The sequence below is a fragment of the Parerythrobacter jejuensis genome (assembly GCF_039536765.1).
Taxonomy (GTDB): Bacteria; Pseudomonadota; Alphaproteobacteria; order Sphingomonadales; family Sphingomonadaceae; genus Parerythrobacter; species Parerythrobacter jejuensis.
Genome location: NZ_BAAAZF010000001.1, coordinates 557,136 through 572,451, shown reverse-complemented (window position 1 = coordinate 572,451; position 15,316 = coordinate 557,136). Strand labels below are relative to the sequence as shown.

Here is a 15,316-nt window from a genome sequence, read left to right as displayed (position 1 = left end):
TCACCGCAGATATCCTACAAGGGATAGCATTCGGCGGTGCCAAGGGCTTGCCTGACGGTTTTAACTCGTGCAGCCGCTGCCAACAGACAGTTTTTGATGTTTCATCCTAGGGGAGAACAACCCATGCGTTCTAACGCTCGCCATAATGCCCGTCCGGGTCGCTCGCTCGCTCTTGCCATCGCCTTGATGTGCGGCACCGCCATCGGTGCAACCGCTTTTGAAGCGCCTGCCTACGCGCAGAAGAAGGACAAGAAGAAAAAGGCGGACAAGCCTGACTACTCCAAGGACTTTATTGAAGCCTATCAGGCCGCTGATGAGCTGGTGAAGGCCGAAACTCCGGACTACGCCGCGATCAAGGTCAAGCTCGACGAGGCGACCGCGCTGGCGAAGACACCGGACGACAATTTTGTCCTCGGTAACATGACCTACATCGTTGGCCGCAATTCGCAGGATATCGGCCTGCAGCGCGCTGGTGTTGGCCGCATGCTGGATAGTGGCAAAACGCCCGAAGCGAATTTGGGCCAGTACAGTTTCCTTGCGGGACAGCTGGCCTACCAGGAGCAGGATTGGGCCGAAGCCCGCAAGCGCGTCCAAGAGGCGATTGCGGCTGGCTATACGGACAATGACCCGCAAGCGATCGTCGCGGAGACCTATTTCAACGAAGGCAGCAATGCTGAAGGTCTGGCCTATCTCAAGGGTATCATCGACGCTCGGGCAGGTGCTGGCCTGGCCGTTGACGAATCGTGGCTGCGTCGCGGCATCACGGTCGCCTACCAGAATGATCTGGCTGAGCAGGCGATCGGTTTCGCTGGCATGTATGCGTCCATGTATCCGTCGACTGATAGTTGGGGCGATGCGATCGCGATCCAGCGCAACTTCTACGACTATGATCAGCAGGCAACGCTCGACATCCTGCGCCTTGCGCGTCGCGCCGAGGCCCTGCGGACCGAGCGTGACTATGTCGATTACATCGATGCTGCTGACTTCCGCCGCTTGCCGGGTGAAGTGAAGGCTGTGGCTGATGCCGGTCTTGCGAAGGGCCTGCTGCAATCAAGCGATGTCTTCGTGAACGAAGCGCGCAGTGGCGCCAATTCCCGGATCCAGGCCGACCAGGCTGAATTGCCTTCATTGGAACGCGATGCCCGCAATGGCTCGTCGCTTCCGACCGTCATGGCGGCTGGCGATGCTTTCCTCAGCTACGGCCAAGCTGCCAAGGCCGAGGAATTTTATGCCAAGGCGCTTACGCTTCCGGGCGTCGACACTCCTCGTATCATGACCCGCTTGGGAATCGCCCAGCTGGATCAGGGCAAGACGGCCGAAGCAGCTGCGACCTTCGAAAAGGTTCAAGGAGCACGGCAGGCTATTGCCCGGCTTTGGGCGCTCTATGCCGGCCAGCAAGGTGCACCGGCAGCCGCAGCGGCCCCTGCAGCGGAAGAAGCCACGGGCGGCTAACTGGTAACATTTCCGTTTAGGGAAGGGGGTGTGGACTTTGGTTTGCGCCCCTTTTTCTATTTTTGAAGCCAGTTAGCGCAACCGCTTGACGTAGAGCTGTTCGTCAGTGCCGCGCTTGATCTCGAACCGGTCAAGCGAGCGGACCAGTTCGGACAGGCGCTTGAAACCGTAATTGCGCACATCAAAACTGGATCGGTTGCCGGCAATCTGCCCGACTTCATGGAGGCGAGCGAAGCCGTCTTCATCGCGACTCGAGGCCTTCCAGGCATCGCCAAGCAAGGTGATCAGCTCTTCATCGACTGTGTCGGGCACATCGTCTGTGGAGGCTCCGTTATCGCTCGCGATCGGATTCTCGCCTTTCATCAGCCGGTCGACATCGAGGAACCGGGTGCAGGCTGTCTTGAGAGCCATCGGTGTGCGCTTGTCGCCAAAGCAATAGACCGGCAGTCCATCTTGCCGCAGGCGCGTCACCAGCGGTGTAAAGTCGCTGTCCGAGCTCATGATGCCGAAACCGTCGACCTTGCCCTGATAAAGCAGATCGACCGCATCGATAGACATTGCCATGTCGGTCGCATTCTTGCCGCGGGTCAGATCAAATTGCTGATGCGGACGAATGCCATAACGGTTGGTGATGTCGCCCCAGCGCTTGAGCGCGTCCTTGGCCCAGTTGCCATAGGCCCGCCGGATATTGACCTGGCCCAGCTCGGCAAGGACGGTGAGGACGGAATCGATCCCGCCCGGATTCACATTGTCCGCATCGATCAGCAGGGCAATATTCTTGGCGTCCATTTCCGACATGTTCACTCCAATTCAGGCAGCATCAGGCACCGCATTTCACTCTACCGGAGCAAACTCATCCTGTTCCTGGTCGAGGTGATACAAGACGCCTTCCGAAATCGCGAAGAACGCGCCGCGCAGCTTCAAACTCCCGCCCTCGACTTTTTCGCGGACCCAGGGGAAGCTCATCAGATTGCGCAGGCTGAGCCTGACCGCGGCAAGCTCCATCTCCCGTTCGGCCGCACGCCCTTCGGTGCCGTGGGACGCGGCAACTTCGTCGCGGGTTTCCTCCAGCAGCGATATCCAGTCCGCCACAAAGCCGCCAGCGCCCGGTGCATTTCCGTGGAAGCCTTTGGTCAGTGCAGCTTGGCAACCGCCGCACATACCGTGCCCCATTACCACAATCTGCTTCACTTCCAGCATCTGGACCGCGAATTCTATCGCCGCGGAAACACCATGATGGCCCGGACTGGTCTCGAACGGCGGGACAAGCGCCGCGACATTGCGGACGACGAAGATTTCGCCCGGATCGACGTCGAATATCTGCGCTGGATCTACCCGGCTGTCGGAACAGCCAATGATCATCAGCTTGGGATGCTGGCCTTCGCTGACCAATTGGTCATAGCGGGCCCGCTGGCGCGGATACCCGTCCTTGCGAAAGCGGCGATAGCCTTCCAGTAATTCGGCAAACTCAGGCATTCAGAAACGCTCCCCGCGAATGACCTCAACGTCCCACATCGTCAGCAACAGCCCGTGGCTGGTCAGGATTGGTGCCAGTTCCTCTGCCAGCGCGGCCGCCTTGTCTTTCGAGGCGACGGTAAGAACCAAGACCTTGTCGGCACCGGTCACACGTTCCTCGCGCCAATGGCCGTCGCGCCCCTTTCCTGAGGAGACTGGCAAAACGGTCCAACCGGTAATTTCGACCTTGTCGATGGCCTCAGTGACCCGCCGCACCAACGCCGCATCGGCCAGGATCTCGATCCGTTTGCGAACAACCATTTCGATCATGGAGCAATCCCTCCCGTGCCCATCAGCATATTCGCCAATGCGGCGATAAGGCCGATATTGATCAGGATGTTGAAGGGGAATGTGATGCTGAGCGACATCGTCAGGTAAATCCCGGGGTCAGCCTGCGGCACCGCGAGCCGCATGGCTGCGGGCACCGCGATGTAGCTTGCGCTGGCACAAAGAACGCCAAAGGCGGCGACCGAGCCTACTCCCATCCCAATGAAACTGGCTGCGAATGTGCCCAGGACCCCGTTGAGAAGAGGTAGAGCGATTGCAATGACGGTCAGCCTCCACGTCACGGCCTTCGCATCCATGATCCTACGCGCTGCAATCAAGCCCATGTCGAGCAAGAAGATACACAAGACACCCTTGAAGCCTGCTTCGAAAAACGGGCTGACATCGGCAAAGCCGCTTTCACCGCCGATCATGCCGATGGCAAAGGCGCCCAGCAATAAAACAACCGACGCATTCAGCAGGACCTCGTGCAGCAATTCTCCCTTCGGACGACTATCCGGTCCTGAAGAGCCCATCCCGTGAGCCAGCAACAGGCCGGTCAGGATGGCCGGCGTTTCCATTGCGGCCATCACGGCGACCATGAAGCCTTCCGGAGGAGTGCCTTGCAAGGCGAGGATTTCCGTCGCGGTAACATAGGTTACGACGCTGACCGAACCATAATGGGCAGCGACCGCGCCTGCATTGAGCTGGTCCAGCTTGCCGAAGGATCGCAGCACAAAATTGGCGATGAACGGAACCAGGAAACTGAAAGCGATGCCCGCCGCCAGCGCTGCCGCCACTGTCCCGTCGAGGCCGGACTTGGACACGGCAACACCGCCCTTCAGGCCGATGGCAGCCATCAGGTAAAGCGACATGCCCTTCGCGATGGCTTCGGGTATGGCGAGATCAGAGCGTGCAAATGCAGCCAGCAAGCCCAGCACAAAGAACAGCACCACAGGGCTCGTGAACGTCTGGATCATGCTCGTGTCCATGGCGACGTGCTAGCGGCGTGGTCGGCGGTGGGCAAGGTCGCCGCAGATGTCACGCACAGCCATTGCTTCACCGGGTTCGCGCGCCTAAATGAGCGCCATGAACGACCTCTCTTCGACCCCGCCAGCCAATGATGGACGCCCCGCTCGCCAGCGCAAGCCTGACTGGATCCGCGTAAAGGCGCCAGTCAGCAAGGGGTATCACGAGACGCGCAAGCTGATGCGCGATCTGAGCCTGAACACGGTTTGCGAAGAAGCAGCGTGCCCGAATATCGGCGAATGTTGGGACAAAAAACACGCCACTGTGATGATCTTGGGAGATGTATGCACGCGTGCCTGTGCGTTCTGCAATGTCAAAACCGGCATGCCACGCATGGTCGATCCGATGGAACCGGAAAACGTAGCGATTGCTGCGGGCCAGATGGGCCTCAAGCATATTGTTATTACCAGCGTGGACCGGGATGATCTGCCCGATGGTGGCGCAGGTCAGTTCGTCAAAGTGATCAAGGCCCTGCGGCGCGAGACACCTGACACCACGATCGAAATTCTTACCCCGGATTTCCGCGGCAAGATGCGCCCGGCCGTCGAGGCGATTTGTGAAGCCGGGCCAGATGTTTACAATCATAACCTAGAGACGGTTCCGCGCCTTTACCCGACCATCCGTCCGGGCGCGCGCTACTACGCTTCGATCCGCCTGTTGGAAGAAGTGAAGAGCCATGATCCGATGATCTTCACCAAGTCGGGCATCATGCTGGGGTTGGGTGAGCAACGTTTGGAAGTGCACCAGGTGATGGATGACATGCGCAGCGCGGATATCGATTTCATTACGATGGGCCAATATCTGCAGCCCACGCCGAAACACGCTAAGGTCGAGGACTTCGTGACGCCGAAAGCATTTGATGCGTACGGCGCCATCGCCCGTGCCAAGGGTTTCCTGCAAGTCGCCGCCTCACCGCTGACACGTTCCAGCTATCATGCCGGGGATGATTTCGCCGAGATGAAAGCTGCGCGGGAGGCGAAGCTCGCGAAGGAGCACGCCTGATGCCGGGCATCCGGGAACAGCGCGAGCTGCCCTATAGCTGCGAGCAGATGTACGATCTGGTTGCCGATGTGGGCCGATATGCCGAGTTTCTGCCATGGGTCGTGGCAACCCGGGTGCGGAGCGACAGCGAAACCGAAATGGTCGCCGACATGGTGGTCGGTTTCAAATCCCTGAGGGAACGATTCACCTCCCGTGTGGAGAAAGAACGGCCGGGCCATATCCGGGTTCACTACGTCGATGGACCGTTGCGCGATCTGGACAATCAATGGTGGTTCAAGCCGCGGGGCGATGGCGGGTGCCAAGTCGATTTCTGCGTTGACTTTACGTTCAAGAACAGGGTGTTCGAAGCACTTGCTGGTCAGTATTTCGATCGCGCGTTCCGGCGCATGGTGGAAGCTTTCGAGGCCCGCGCCAACACACTTTACGGTAGCAGCAGATCCAGCGCGCAAAGCGTTGCCTGACGCCTGATTTCGGCGCGGCCGATATCTCCGAAGCTTTTCAATTCGCCCTCGGGCTCTCCGTTCTCTCCGCGGACGACCCGCGCGAAGACAACTGTGCCAACGGGTTTTGTGGGGGTTCCGCCGCCGGGCCCTGCAACCCCGCTGATGGCGACCGCAACATCGGCCTTGCTGTTCTCCAGCGCCCCTTTGGCCATGGCCCAGACGCAGGCGATCGAAACGGCGCCAAAGGTTTCGATGATGTCGCTCGGCACACCGAGCATCTCCATCTTCGCTTCGTTGGAATAGGTGACGAAACCGCGATCGAGCACAGCGGATGAGCCGGGAATCTCGGTAATCGCTCCGGCAACCAGCCCGCCTGTGCAACTCTCGGCGAGGGTCACCGTTCGACCAGCGGACGTGTTCAGTTCGACAACCTGTTTGGCAAGGTCGTCAATGTCCGGGGGGAGCAGGATATCAGCCATTTCGCCGCGTTACGCCTCTCGCATCACGGTCGCAACCGCTTGTGCGGCAATGCCTTCGCCGCGGCCGGTAAAGCCGAGCCGTTCGGTGGTGGTGGCCTTCACGCTGATCTGATCGATATTGCAGCTGCAGAGCGCGGCAATGGTCGCGCGCATTGCTTCGCGATGGGGGCCGATCTTCGGGGCCTCGCAGATGATGGTGAGATCAATATTGCCGACGCGGTAGCCAGCTGATGCCACCAGTGAGACCGCATGTTCGAGGAATGCGGAAGAAGCAGCGCCCTTCCAGCGGTCATCGCTTGGCGGAAAGTGGCTGCCGATATCGCCATTGCCGATCGCACCAAGCAAGGCATCGATGATGGCATGCAAGGCGACATCTGCGTCGCTATGGCCAGCCAGGCCCTTGTCGTGTTCGATCCTGATACCGCCGAGCCACAATTCCTCACCCATGGCGAGCTTGTGGACGTCATAACCGGTCCCGACTCGCATCGGTGGTAAATTGCCCATGAAGTCCTCCGCATATGTTAGCTTCTTGAGCGCTTCGTCACCCGGCACCATGGCAATGCTTCCCGCATGGGACTGGAGGACCTGCGCGTCGTCTCCAGCCGTGGCATCGCCCACCCAAGCACGGTGGGCTGCGAGTATCTCGTTGAAGCGGAATCCCTGCGGGGTTTGCACCCGCCTGAGTGCAGAGCGGTCTGCTGCGCCGCTCATGACGCCATCGGTCTCGCGCGCCAGGCTGTCGACAACAGGAAGCACGGGAATTGCACCGGTATGAGTATCCAGCGCCGTCAGAACCCGAGCGATGACTTCGCGGGGCAGGATTGGGCGGGCCGCATCATGGATAAGCACGCGGGCAGGGCTGTCTTGCTCAAGCGCCTCAAGGGCAAGTCTGACCGAATGCTGCCGCGAAGCGCCGCCGGTCACGAGCTGGCACTCTTCCAAGCCCCTGAGAGCCTCTTGTGCTGCCGCATCTCCGCCGGCGGGGATAGCGACAACGATCGAGGAGGCTCCGGCATTCAGCAAAGCCTCTGCCGAATGACGCAGGACCGGCTTGCCGCGCCACATGGCGAATTGCTTGGGCACGGGTTGCCCGGCACGCATACCTTTGCCGGCAGCGACGATAACCACGCAGAAGGGGGGGAGGGGGCCTGTCTCAGTCATGGCCTGCGCCCGCTACGCGCTTGCGCCGCCGCCTGCAATCCACTAGGTGCTGCTCAAATTTTAAGCATATCGCACCGCAATATGACATCGCTTCCCACTCCTCCCCCGGTTAAGCCGATCCAGATCGGCTCTGTCACGATTGACACGCCCGTGGTCCTCGCGCCGATGACGGGCGTTACCGACATGCCGTTCCGGACGCTGGTCCGCCGCTATGGGTCGGGCCTGAATGTGACGGAAATGATTGCGAGCCAAGCCGCCATTCGTGAGACCCGGCAGAGCATCCAGAAGGCCGCCTGGGATCCGATCGAAGAACCGGTTTCGATGCAGCTGGTCGGGTGCGATCCAGAGTCCATGGGCGAGGCAGCGAAGCTGAACCAGGATCGCGGTGCCGACATTATCGACATCAATTTCGGTTGCCCGGTGCGCAAGGTCACCAACGGCCTCGCCGGCAGCGCGCTTATGCGCGAAGTGCCTCTGGCGACAAAGCTGATGGAAGCGACAGTGAAGGCCGTGGATGTCCCCGTTACCGTGAAGATGCGGATGGGATGGGACCATGCAAGCCTCAACGCCCCGGAACTGGCGCGCATTGCCGAAGATATCGGCGTCAAGATGATCACAGTCCACGGGCGTACGCGAAACCAGATGTACAAAGGCAGCGCTGACTGGGCCTTCATCCGCAAGGTGAAGGATGCAGTCTCGATCCCGGTGGTTGTGAACGGCGATATTTGCGGTGTTGATGATGCGGCCAAGGCGCTCGACCAGTCGGGCGCAGATGGCGTGATGATCGGACGCGGTGCTTACGGCAAGCCATGGCTGCTCGGGCAGGTTATGCATTGGTGGCACACCGGCGAACTGCTCGAGAGCCCGACTTTTGACGAGCAGTACACCACGCTCGTGGAGCATTATCGCGGCATGCTCGATCTGTATGGGCGCGATGTCGGGACCAAGGTGGCACGCAAGCATCTGGGTTGGTACACCAAGGGCATGCACGGCTCCGCCGAATTCCGGAACCATGTGAACTTCATCGATGACCCGGACCAGGTGCTGGGGGAGATCGAGCGTTTCTACGAGCCGTTCCTGCGGCGGCGCGCTGCGTGAGCGATGTGGCCGTGAGGCCCGACCCGCAAAGCCAGATCGCCGGACTGGTGTTTGCGATGATCCTGCTCGATCCGGACGGGATTATTGAAGAAACAAATCCTGCGGCGGAAGATCTGTTGGGAAGCAGTGCCAGCAGGCTGTTGGGAAACAGGTTCCTCGACAAGGTGGAGATCACCGACCCGCGCGTGTTTGAGCGGTTCGCGGATGGCGAAGCGCGGCTAACTGCACGAGGCTTGCCGATCGGCGTTCCGGGCGGCTCCCGGCAGGTCAATCTGACCTTGTCGCCGGTGGCAGGGCATGAAGGTTGGCGCGTCGTGACTCTTTCCGACATTGGCCAAACCGACATGGACGAAGCGCCAGAGGATGCGATGCTCGCCGCGCCTGCCGTCTTGGCCCATGAAATCAAGAATCCGCTCGCGGCAATCCGCGGGGCAGGCCAATTGCTGGTCAAGAAATTGCCCGAGGCTGACCGTCCCTTTGCCCGTCTGATTGCGGGCGAGGTCGACCGGATTGCGCGATTGATTGACCGGATGCAGCGGCTCGGCAGCAAGAACACCGATCCGCTGGAAGAGATCAACCTTCACGAGATCATCCGCTCTGCTTTGACAGTCATCCAGTCGGCAGATGATCGAGGCGTTACCTTTGAAGAGGAATTCGATCCTTCCTTGCCCGGAGTATGGGCCAGCCGGGATGCCTTGCAGCAGGTGCTGATCAATCTTCTCGGGAATGCTCGGGATGCTTGCCATGATGTTGATGGTGGCGGGACTGTCATCGTGCAGACCCGCTTTGTCAGCGGGCTGGTGATGAACGCCTTGCGTCCTGGGCGTTCGGTCAGACTGCCGATTGAAGTGACCATCATTGATAATGGGCCCGGCATCGATCCGGCCTTGCGGGACCGTGTGTTCGAGCCCTTCGTCACCTCCAAGAAAGGCGGGCAGGGTCTTGGCCTCGCGCTCGTTCGTAAGCTTGTGCGCGATATGGAGGGCAGGATTGCACATGAGCGCGATGATCGTGCGCAACAAACCCGTTTTCGCATTAACCTGGCGACTGCACCAAAGGCTGCCCGATGAACGATCCGATTCTGCTGGTTGAAGATGATGATGCAATCGCGACAGTGATCGTGACCGCGCTCGAAGGGGAAGGGTATAGCGTCGACCGCTGCCCCGCGATTGCTGAGCGCGACACTCTTCTCGCAGCAAATACCTATGCCGCGATGCTGACCGATGTCATCCTGGAGGACGGCGACGGCATCGCCTCGCTCGGCAGGGTGCGTGAAGCGCATCCGAACATGCCGATCATTGTGCTCTCCGCGCAAAATACTCTCGATACCGCCGTCAGGGCGAGTGAGAATGAGGCATTCGAGTACTTTCCCAAGCCATTTGACCTGGATGATCTAATCCGCGCCGTGCGCCAGGCGGCCGGCTCGTCGCCGAGCGACGAGACCGGAGCGGGCGAGGCGGACAGCACCTTGCCCCTGGTCGGGCGCAGCCAGGCCATGCAGGGCGTTTTCCGGATGATCACGCGGGTCCTGCGGAATGACCTGACAGTCTTGGTTCTCGGCGAATCGGGGACGGGCAAGGAATTGGTCGCCGAGGCCATCCACCAGCTCGGTTCGCGCAAGACGGGCCCGTTCGTGGCCGTGAACGCCGCCGCCATCCCGCGCGACCTGATCGAAAGCGAATTGTTCGGCCACGAAAAAGGTGCATTCACCGGCGCGGTCGGTCAGGCCATCGGCAAGTTCGAACAAGCCAATGGCGGAACGTTGTTCCTGGACGAAATCGGGGACATGCCCATCGAAGCTCAGACCCGGCTGCTGCGCGCCCTGCAATCCGGGCGCATTCGGCGCATTGGTGGGCGGCAGGATGTAGCTGTCGATGTACGCATCGTTGCGGCGACCAATCGTGATCTGTCTCCTCTGATTGCCAGCGGACAGTTCCGCGAAGACCTGTTCTATCGCCTCAATGTTGTGCCGATCGAGTTGCCCCCCTTGCGTGCACGGCGGGATGATATTGGATCCCTGACGAACCATTTCCTGGCTCAAGCCGAGGAAGACGGTTTGCCGCGCCGCAGGATTGCCGAAGACGCGATCAAATTGCTGGAACAACAGCCGTGGCGTGGCAATGTGCGCGAGCTTCGCAATCTGATCTACCGCTTGGCGTTGATGGCACGTGATGACGTAATCGATCTGGCGTTGGCCAGCGAGATAATCGGGCGCGAGCGCGACGGAACGGTTGCAGCGGGATCGGGCAGTGTAGAGCAGGCGATGATGGACTGGATTGAGCGGGAAAGCCCCGCGCCCGGCGCCTTATATCGCGCAGCATCGGCGGCCTTTGAAAAGCCCTTGTTTGAGCATGCGTTGCGCGTGACAGGGGGCAACCAGCTTCGCGCCGCGGAATTGCTCGGCATCAATCGCAACACACTGCGCAAGCGGCTCGCCGAACTGGGCATCGTCGCCGAAGCGTTCTCCATTCGGGGCTAGGCGAGCAGGACGCGCAGAAAGCGCTTGCAAGTGTGCAACACTATCGTTGTAATTGCGCAACGATGCAGGGCACATCCAGCAATATCTCGCGACAAAGTCCGCGCTGGTGGCGTCAGACAGTCATTGCGTCGCGACGCGCTAATGTATTCCGCTACCTAGAGATTGCGTGCCTGGCAGCATTCATCGGCATGATCGTGGCGACTTGGGTGGCGTTCACCAGCGCCCCGCCTGACGGCCAGCTCTTGCCGACCCGGCAGGTGACCGGCCTCCTGATCGGGACCTTGATCCCCGCCATGGGCCTGCTCGTTCTGCTGGGCCGCCGCCTGGCCCTACGGCGGGCTGCTGGCAGCACCGCACGGCTTCATGTCCGCCTTGTTTTCCTGTTCTCGCTGATTTCGGCCGTGCCGACCTTGCTGGTAGCGGGGTTCGCGGCGTTCCTGTTCCAGTCCGGTGTCGATTTCTGGTTCTCCGGCCAATCGCGTGGCGTGATGGAAAGCGCCAACAATCTGGCGCGCGGCTATTACGAGCAAAACCAGTTGGAAGTTGCCAATGAAACTCGCGCGATGGCCAGCGACATGCTGTTCCTGCTGCAGGGGAGGGAGCTGGCCGACCTGACCAATCAGGAATTTCTCGAAGACTATAATTACCAGATGCAGGGTCGGCAGATAAATGAATCGGCTATTCTGCAGGCCTTTCCAAACGGGACCGTCAACACAGCCCTTGCGATTGGACTGGTCGAGGGCAATCAACCGGAAATCGTCGGTGCCGAAGCGATCCAGCAATTCCGTCGCGGCGAGACCGACGCTGTCTTTGCCGATGCCACACGGATCGAAGCGGTTGCGCCTATTGACCGTGATGCCGGGATATTCCTCTACAACGCGCGCAATGCAGAGGCGTTGTCGTTCAGCCAGTGGGAACAGGCCAGCCAGGTCGTCACATCCTACCAGGAACTGACCACCCGGGCGCGGGCGCTGCAGCTACGCTTCAATCTTGCCCTGTTCTTTGTCAGCCTGGCCCTGGTCGGACTGGCGGTATGGTTTGCCCTGCGCTTTGCGGACCGACAGGTGGAGCCTCTGACGGATCTTGTCGCCGCCGCGCGCAAGGTCGGGGCGGGCAATTTTGCCTTGCGTGTCGACGGGCGGACCGGCGGCGACGAAATCGGGCTCCTAAACCGTGCTTTCAACCGGATGACGGCGCAGCTGGAGGTCCAGACGGACGCGCTGGTGTCCGCAAACCAGCAGCTTGATGACCGCCGGGCCTTCATCGAAACCGTGCTGGAATCCATGACCGCCGGTATCATTTCGACCGATGGTGACGGGCGGATCCTGCTGATGAATTCGAGCGCGAAGTCGCTGCTGATGGAACAGCCGGACAAAACCCATCGCGGCCTATCGCTGAACGAAATCGCGCCTCAGATTGATGCACTTGCCCAATCCGGCCTTTCAAGCGGTGTCGTCAATTACACGAAGAGCGGGGAATTGCTGACCTTGGCTGTCAAACTTGCACCGGCCTCACAAGGCTTTGTGATCACGTTTGAGGACATTACCCGGCAATTGCTCGATCAACGGCAAGCTGCCTGGTCTGACGTGGCGCGCCGGATCGCTCATGAGATCAAGAACCCGCTGACCCCGATCCAGCTCGCGACCGAGCGTCTCAAGCGCCGCTACCGCAAGCAGATCGAAACCGACGGTGACCTGTTTGACGAATTGACTTCCACCATCGTCCGGCAGGTCGGTGCCTTGCGCACCATGGTCGATGAGTTCTCCTCTTTCGCCCGACTGCCCAAGCCGGTATTTCGCCAGGAAGACGCTCTCGACCTCCTGCGTCAGGCGCTGTTCCTGCAAGAGGTCGCACATCAGGATGTCGACTTTGCATTGTCGGTCGAACAAGAAGGGCCGCTGACGATTGCGTGTGACCGACACCAATTTGGCCAAGCCCTGACCAATGTGCTCAAGAATGCAGTCGAAGCGGTCGAGGGGCGGGCGCGAGACGCGGAGATAGATTACCGCGGCCGCATTGCCGTAACGATGGCGGCAGATGACGAGATGGTCACCATCCGGGTCGAGGATAACGGCGTTGGCCTGCCGCTCGAGCGCGAACGGATTATGGAGCCATATATGACCACCCGCGAAAAGGGCACTGGCCTGGGCCTCGCGATCGTCAACAAGATTGTCGAAGAACATGGCGGCGACATGACTTTCTCTGCCGCCGATCCCGGCGGTACCTGCGTGACTCTCCGCTTTGCGCGCAGCCCTGTAATCCACGAAAGTGAGGCAGCCGAATGATGATCCTTCAATTTGGGGAGAGCCGCCCGTGACGTTGGATATTCTGGTAGTCGATGACGAACGTGACATCCGCGATCTTGTGTCCGGTGTGCTGGATGACGAGGGCTATGAATGCCGCGCAGCAGGTGACAGCACGACTGCGTTGCAGATGATCGACGAACGCCGTCCCAGCCTGGTGCTGCTGGATGTGTGGCTGCATGGCAGCCCGATGGACGGCCTCGAAGTGCTCGATGCGATCAAGCAACGCGAGCCGGAATTGCCGGTCATCATCTTCTCAGGACACGGCAACATCGACACCGCTGTTTCGGCGGTAAGCCGTGGTGCGATGGACTTTATCGAGAAACCGTTCGAAGCAGAGCGCTTGTTGCACCTTGTGGCGCGCGCAACCGAGACCGAGCGTCTCCGTCGTGAGAACGTACGGCTGCGTCAGGGCTTTACAGGCGGAGAAGAGTTTACGGGCAATAGCTCGGCGATCAATCAGGTCCGCGCCACGCTCAAACGCGTTGCCAATACCGGTAGCCGCGTACTGATTTCAGGCCCTGCCGGGGCCGGCAAGGAAGTAGCAGCACGGTTGCTTCACAGCTGGAGCCCGCGTGGCAACCATCCTTTCGTGATCGTCAATTCGGCCAGGATTACGCCGGAACGCTTCGAACAGGAGCTGTTCGGCGAGGAATCGGATGGCAAGCTTGTGCGTCCGGGCCTGCTTGAGGTCGCCGATGGCGGTACGCTTTATCTCGACGAAATTGCAGACATGCCGCTTTCGACACAGGCCCGCATCTTGCGGGTGCTGACTGACCAGAGCTTCGTCCGGGTGGGCGGAAACCGGCAGATCGGCGTGGATGTGCGCGTGGTCTCGTCGACGGCGCGCGACTTGCAGCAGGCAATTGAAGAGAAGAGCTTCCGGGAGGATCTTTTCTACCGTCTCAACGTCGTGCCCGTCTCGATCCCCTCGCTGGCCGAACGGCGTGACGATATTCCCGCGCTGGCAGAACATTTCTTCACGCGGTATTCCGCCGAACAAGGCATCCAGCCACCCGAGATCAGCGAAGAAGCGCTTGCTGCCTTGCAGGCCTATGACTGGCCGGGCAATGTCCGCCAATTGCGCAATGTTGTGGAACGGACTGTCATCCTTTCGCCACGGGACCGGATGGAAGAAGTCCAGCCCGATATGCTCCCAAGCGAGGTCACGAGCGGAAAAATCGGTGGTGGAACCGGCATCTCTACCCTGATGGGTGTGCCGCTACGAGAAGCGCGGGAGAGCTTCGAGCGCGAGTATCTGAGCATCCAGATCAGGCGGTTTTCTGGTAATATTTCAAAGACTGCCAGCTTTATCGGAATGGAACGCTCGGCCCTTCATCGGAAGCTGAAGATTTTGGGTATGACCGAGCGTAAAGGTGAGAATTAAGCCCGCTCAATTGATGATGCGCAAAGTATCGGATTGAAACTCCGGACGATTGCCCACATATTCAGACCTGTTCATCGGTAGGTGCGAGTCCCCCGCATGTCGCCTGCCAGATTGTGTGCCTTCGGGTGCGCCAAAAACAGGAGACATAAATGTCCGCCGGGAAAACACTCTCGACGCGCCCGCGCTCTGAATCTCAGGGTGCAGATCAGGGCAATGGTAAGCCTGCCAATCTGCAGGATGCCTTCCTCAATCAGCTACGCCGGAACAAGACGCCGGTAACGGTCTTTCTTGTCAAAGGTGTGAAGCTGCAGGGGATCGTTACCTGGTTTGATAATTTCTCGATGCTGTTGCGCCGCGATGGTCAGTCCCAGCTGGTCTACAAACACGCGATCAGCACGATCATGCCGGGTCAGCCGATGGATTCGAGCCAGTTTACCAGCCAGGATGGCAACAAGCGTCAGCGCCTCTTGCAAGACGTGTTCCTTGGCAAGGTGCGTGATGCTGGCGTCCAGGTCACAATGTTCCTGATCAATGGTGTCATGCTGCAAGGCCGGATCGCGGCCTATGATCTGTTCTGCGTGCTGTTGGAGCGCGACGGATATGTCCAGCTGGCTTACAAACACGCGGTCTCGACCGTCCAGCCCGCAACAGCGGTCGATCTGACCGACTGGGAAGAGGACGAAGACTGAGCTTCGATGATGACT

The 15,316-nt window shown here is 59.9% G+C and carries 15 protein-coding genes; 9 read left to right on the top strand and 6 right to left on the bottom strand.

Annotated elements, in window-relative coordinates; all coding sequences use genetic code 11:
* Positions 1–123: 123 nt before the first annotated feature.
* Positions 124–1,452: a hypothetical protein gene (locus tag ABD653_RS02745; RefSeq protein ID WP_160779745.1), complete on the top strand. Its 1,329-nt coding sequence runs from the start codon at positions 124–126 to the stop codon at positions 1,450–1,452.
* A gap of 72 nt (positions 1,453–1,524) precedes the next feature.
* Here the strand turns inward: ABD653_RS02745 and ABD653_RS02740 are convergent, their stop codons facing one another.
* The 4 genes from ABD653_RS02740 to ABD653_RS02725 are packed head-to-tail and all read right to left on the bottom strand — an operon-like array spanning position 1,525 to position 4,223.
* Entirely contained in the window at positions 1,525–2,250 is a 726-nt protein-coding gene (locus tag ABD653_RS02740; protein WP_160779744.1) for an NYN domain-containing protein, read from the bottom strand.
* A gap of 36 nt (positions 2,251–2,286) precedes the next feature.
* Positions 2,287–2,928, bottom strand: a complete 642-nt coding sequence (locus ABD653_RS02735) for a carbonic anhydrase (RefSeq protein WP_160779743.1) — start codon at positions 2,926–2,928, stop codon at positions 2,287–2,289.
* The gene (locus ABD653_RS02730; protein ID WP_160779742.1) at positions 2,929–3,237 is read right to left on the bottom strand and encodes a P-II family nitrogen regulator; all 309 of its coding nucleotides are present in this window, start codon (positions 3,235–3,237) and stop codon (positions 2,929–2,931) included.
* The gene (locus ABD653_RS02725; protein WP_160779741.1) at positions 3,234–4,223 is read right to left on the bottom strand and encodes a sodium-dependent bicarbonate transport family permease; all 990 of its coding nucleotides are present in this window, start codon (positions 4,221–4,223) and stop codon (positions 3,234–3,236) included. Before ABD653_RS02725 ends, ABD653_RS02730 begins: the two co-directional genes overlap by 4 nt.
* 97 nt (positions 4,224–4,320) lie before the next feature.
* Between ABD653_RS02725 and lipA the strand changes: the two genes are divergently transcribed.
* Entirely contained in the window at positions 4,321–5,262 is a 942-nt protein-coding gene (gene lipA, locus ABD653_RS02720; RefSeq protein ID WP_160779740.1) for a lipoyl synthase, read from the top strand.
* The gene (locus ABD653_RS02715; RefSeq protein ID WP_160779739.1) at positions 5,262–5,723 is read left to right on the top strand and encodes a type II toxin-antitoxin system RatA family toxin; all 462 of its coding nucleotides are present in this window, start codon (positions 5,262–5,264) and stop codon (positions 5,721–5,723) included. Before lipA ends, ABD653_RS02715 begins: the two co-directional genes overlap by 1 nt.
* Here the strand turns inward: ABD653_RS02715 and ABD653_RS02710 are convergent.
* On the bottom strand, positions 5,684–6,184 hold the full coding sequence (locus ABD653_RS02710) for a CinA family protein (protein ID WP_160779738.1): 501 nt from the start codon (positions 6,182–6,184) through the stop codon (positions 5,684–5,686). The genes ABD653_RS02715 and ABD653_RS02710 overlap by 40 nt on opposite strands.
* A 9-nt stretch (positions 6,185–6,193) precedes the next feature.
* Positions 6,194–7,345, bottom strand: a complete 1,152-nt coding sequence (locus ABD653_RS02705) for a bifunctional 2-C-methyl-D-erythritol 4-phosphate cytidylyltransferase/2-C-methyl-D-erythritol 2,4-cyclodiphosphate synthase (RefSeq protein ID WP_160779737.1) — start codon at positions 7,343–7,345, stop codon at positions 6,194–6,196.
* A gap of 81 nt (positions 7,346–7,426) precedes the next feature.
* Between ABD653_RS02705 and dusB the strand changes: the two genes are divergently transcribed.
* The 6 genes from dusB (at position 7,427) to hfq (ending at position 15,301) form a co-directional block, all read left to right on the top strand.
* On the top strand, positions 7,427–8,443 hold the full coding sequence (gene dusB / locus ABD653_RS02700) for a tRNA dihydrouridine synthase DusB (RefSeq protein ID WP_160779736.1): 1,017 nt from the start codon (positions 7,427–7,429) through the stop codon (positions 8,441–8,443).
* A complete protein-coding gene (locus tag ABD653_RS02695) occupies positions 8,440–9,513 on the top strand; it encodes a two-component system sensor histidine kinase NtrB (RefSeq protein WP_160779735.1) in 1,074 nt (357 codons plus the stop codon). Before dusB ends, ABD653_RS02695 begins: the two co-directional genes overlap by 4 nt.
* A complete protein-coding gene (locus tag ABD653_RS02690) occupies positions 9,510–10,922 on the top strand; it encodes a sigma-54-dependent transcriptional regulator (protein ID WP_160779734.1) in 1,413 nt (470 codons plus the stop codon). The genes ABD653_RS02695 and ABD653_RS02690 overlap by 4 nt, the downstream gene beginning before the upstream one ends.
* Positions 10,923–10,984: 62 nt before the next feature.
* Positions 10,985–13,207 (top strand): sensor histidine kinase, encoded by a 2,223-nt coding sequence (locus ABD653_RS02685; protein ID WP_160779733.1) that lies wholly within the window; start codon positions 10,985–10,987, stop codon positions 13,205–13,207.
* A 28-nt stretch (positions 13,208–13,235) separates the two neighbouring features.
* A complete protein-coding gene (gene ntrX, locus ABD653_RS02680) occupies positions 13,236–14,612 on the top strand; it encodes a nitrogen assimilation response regulator NtrX (RefSeq protein WP_160779732.1) in 1,377 nt (458 codons plus the stop codon).
* A gap of 149 nt (positions 14,613–14,761) precedes the next feature.
* Entirely contained in the window at positions 14,762–15,301 is a 540-nt protein-coding gene (gene hfq / locus ABD653_RS02675; protein WP_160779731.1) for an RNA chaperone Hfq, read from the top strand.
* Positions 15,302–15,316 lie beyond the last annotated feature (15 nt).

Excerpts from the sequence above, each read along its gene's own strand:
- ABD653_RS02710 (WP_160779738.1), bottom strand. The coding sequence starts at position 6,184 with ATGGCTGATATCCTGCTCCCCCCGGACATTGACGACCTTGCCAAACAG.
- lipA (WP_160779740.1), top strand. The coding sequence starts at position 4,321 with ATGAACGACCTCTCTTCGACCCCGCCAGCCAATGATGGACGCCCCGCT.
- ABD653_RS02690 (WP_160779734.1), top strand. The coding sequence starts at position 9,510 with ATGAACGATCCGATTCTGCTGGTTGAAGATGATGATGCAATCGCGACA.
- ABD653_RS02740 (WP_160779744.1), bottom strand. The coding sequence starts at position 2,250 with ATGTCGGAAATGGACGCCAAGAATATTGCCCTGCTGATCGATGCGGAC.
- ABD653_RS02715 (WP_160779739.1), top strand. The coding sequence starts at position 5,262 with ATGCCGGGCATCCGGGAACAGCGCGAGCTGCCCTATAGCTGCGAGCAG.
- ABD653_RS02725 (WP_160779741.1), bottom strand. The coding sequence starts at position 4,223 with ATGGACACGAGCATGATCCAGACGTTCACGAGCCCTGTGGTGCTGTTC.
- ABD653_RS02685 (WP_160779733.1), top strand. The coding sequence starts at position 10,985 with ATGCAGGGCACATCCAGCAATATCTCGCGACAAAGTCCGCGCTGGTGG.
- ABD653_RS02705 (WP_160779737.1), bottom strand. The coding sequence starts at position 7,345 with ATGACTGAGACAGGCCCCCTCCCCCCCTTCTGCGTGGTTATCGTCGCT.
- ABD653_RS02730 (WP_160779742.1), bottom strand. The coding sequence starts at position 3,237 with ATGATCGAAATGGTTGTTCGCAAACGGATCGAGATCCTGGCCGATGCG.
- hfq (WP_160779731.1), top strand. The coding sequence starts at position 14,762 with ATGTCCGCCGGGAAAACACTCTCGACGCGCCCGCGCTCTGAATCTCAG.
- ABD653_RS02745 (WP_160779745.1), top strand. The coding sequence starts at position 124 with ATGCGTTCTAACGCTCGCCATAATGCCCGTCCGGGTCGCTCGCTCGCT.
- dusB (WP_160779736.1), top strand. The coding sequence starts at position 7,427 with ATGACATCGCTTCCCACTCCTCCCCCGGTTAAGCCGATCCAGATCGGC.
- ABD653_RS02735 (WP_160779743.1), bottom strand. The coding sequence starts at position 2,928 with ATGCCTGAGTTTGCCGAATTACTGGAAGGCTATCGCCGCTTTCGCAAG.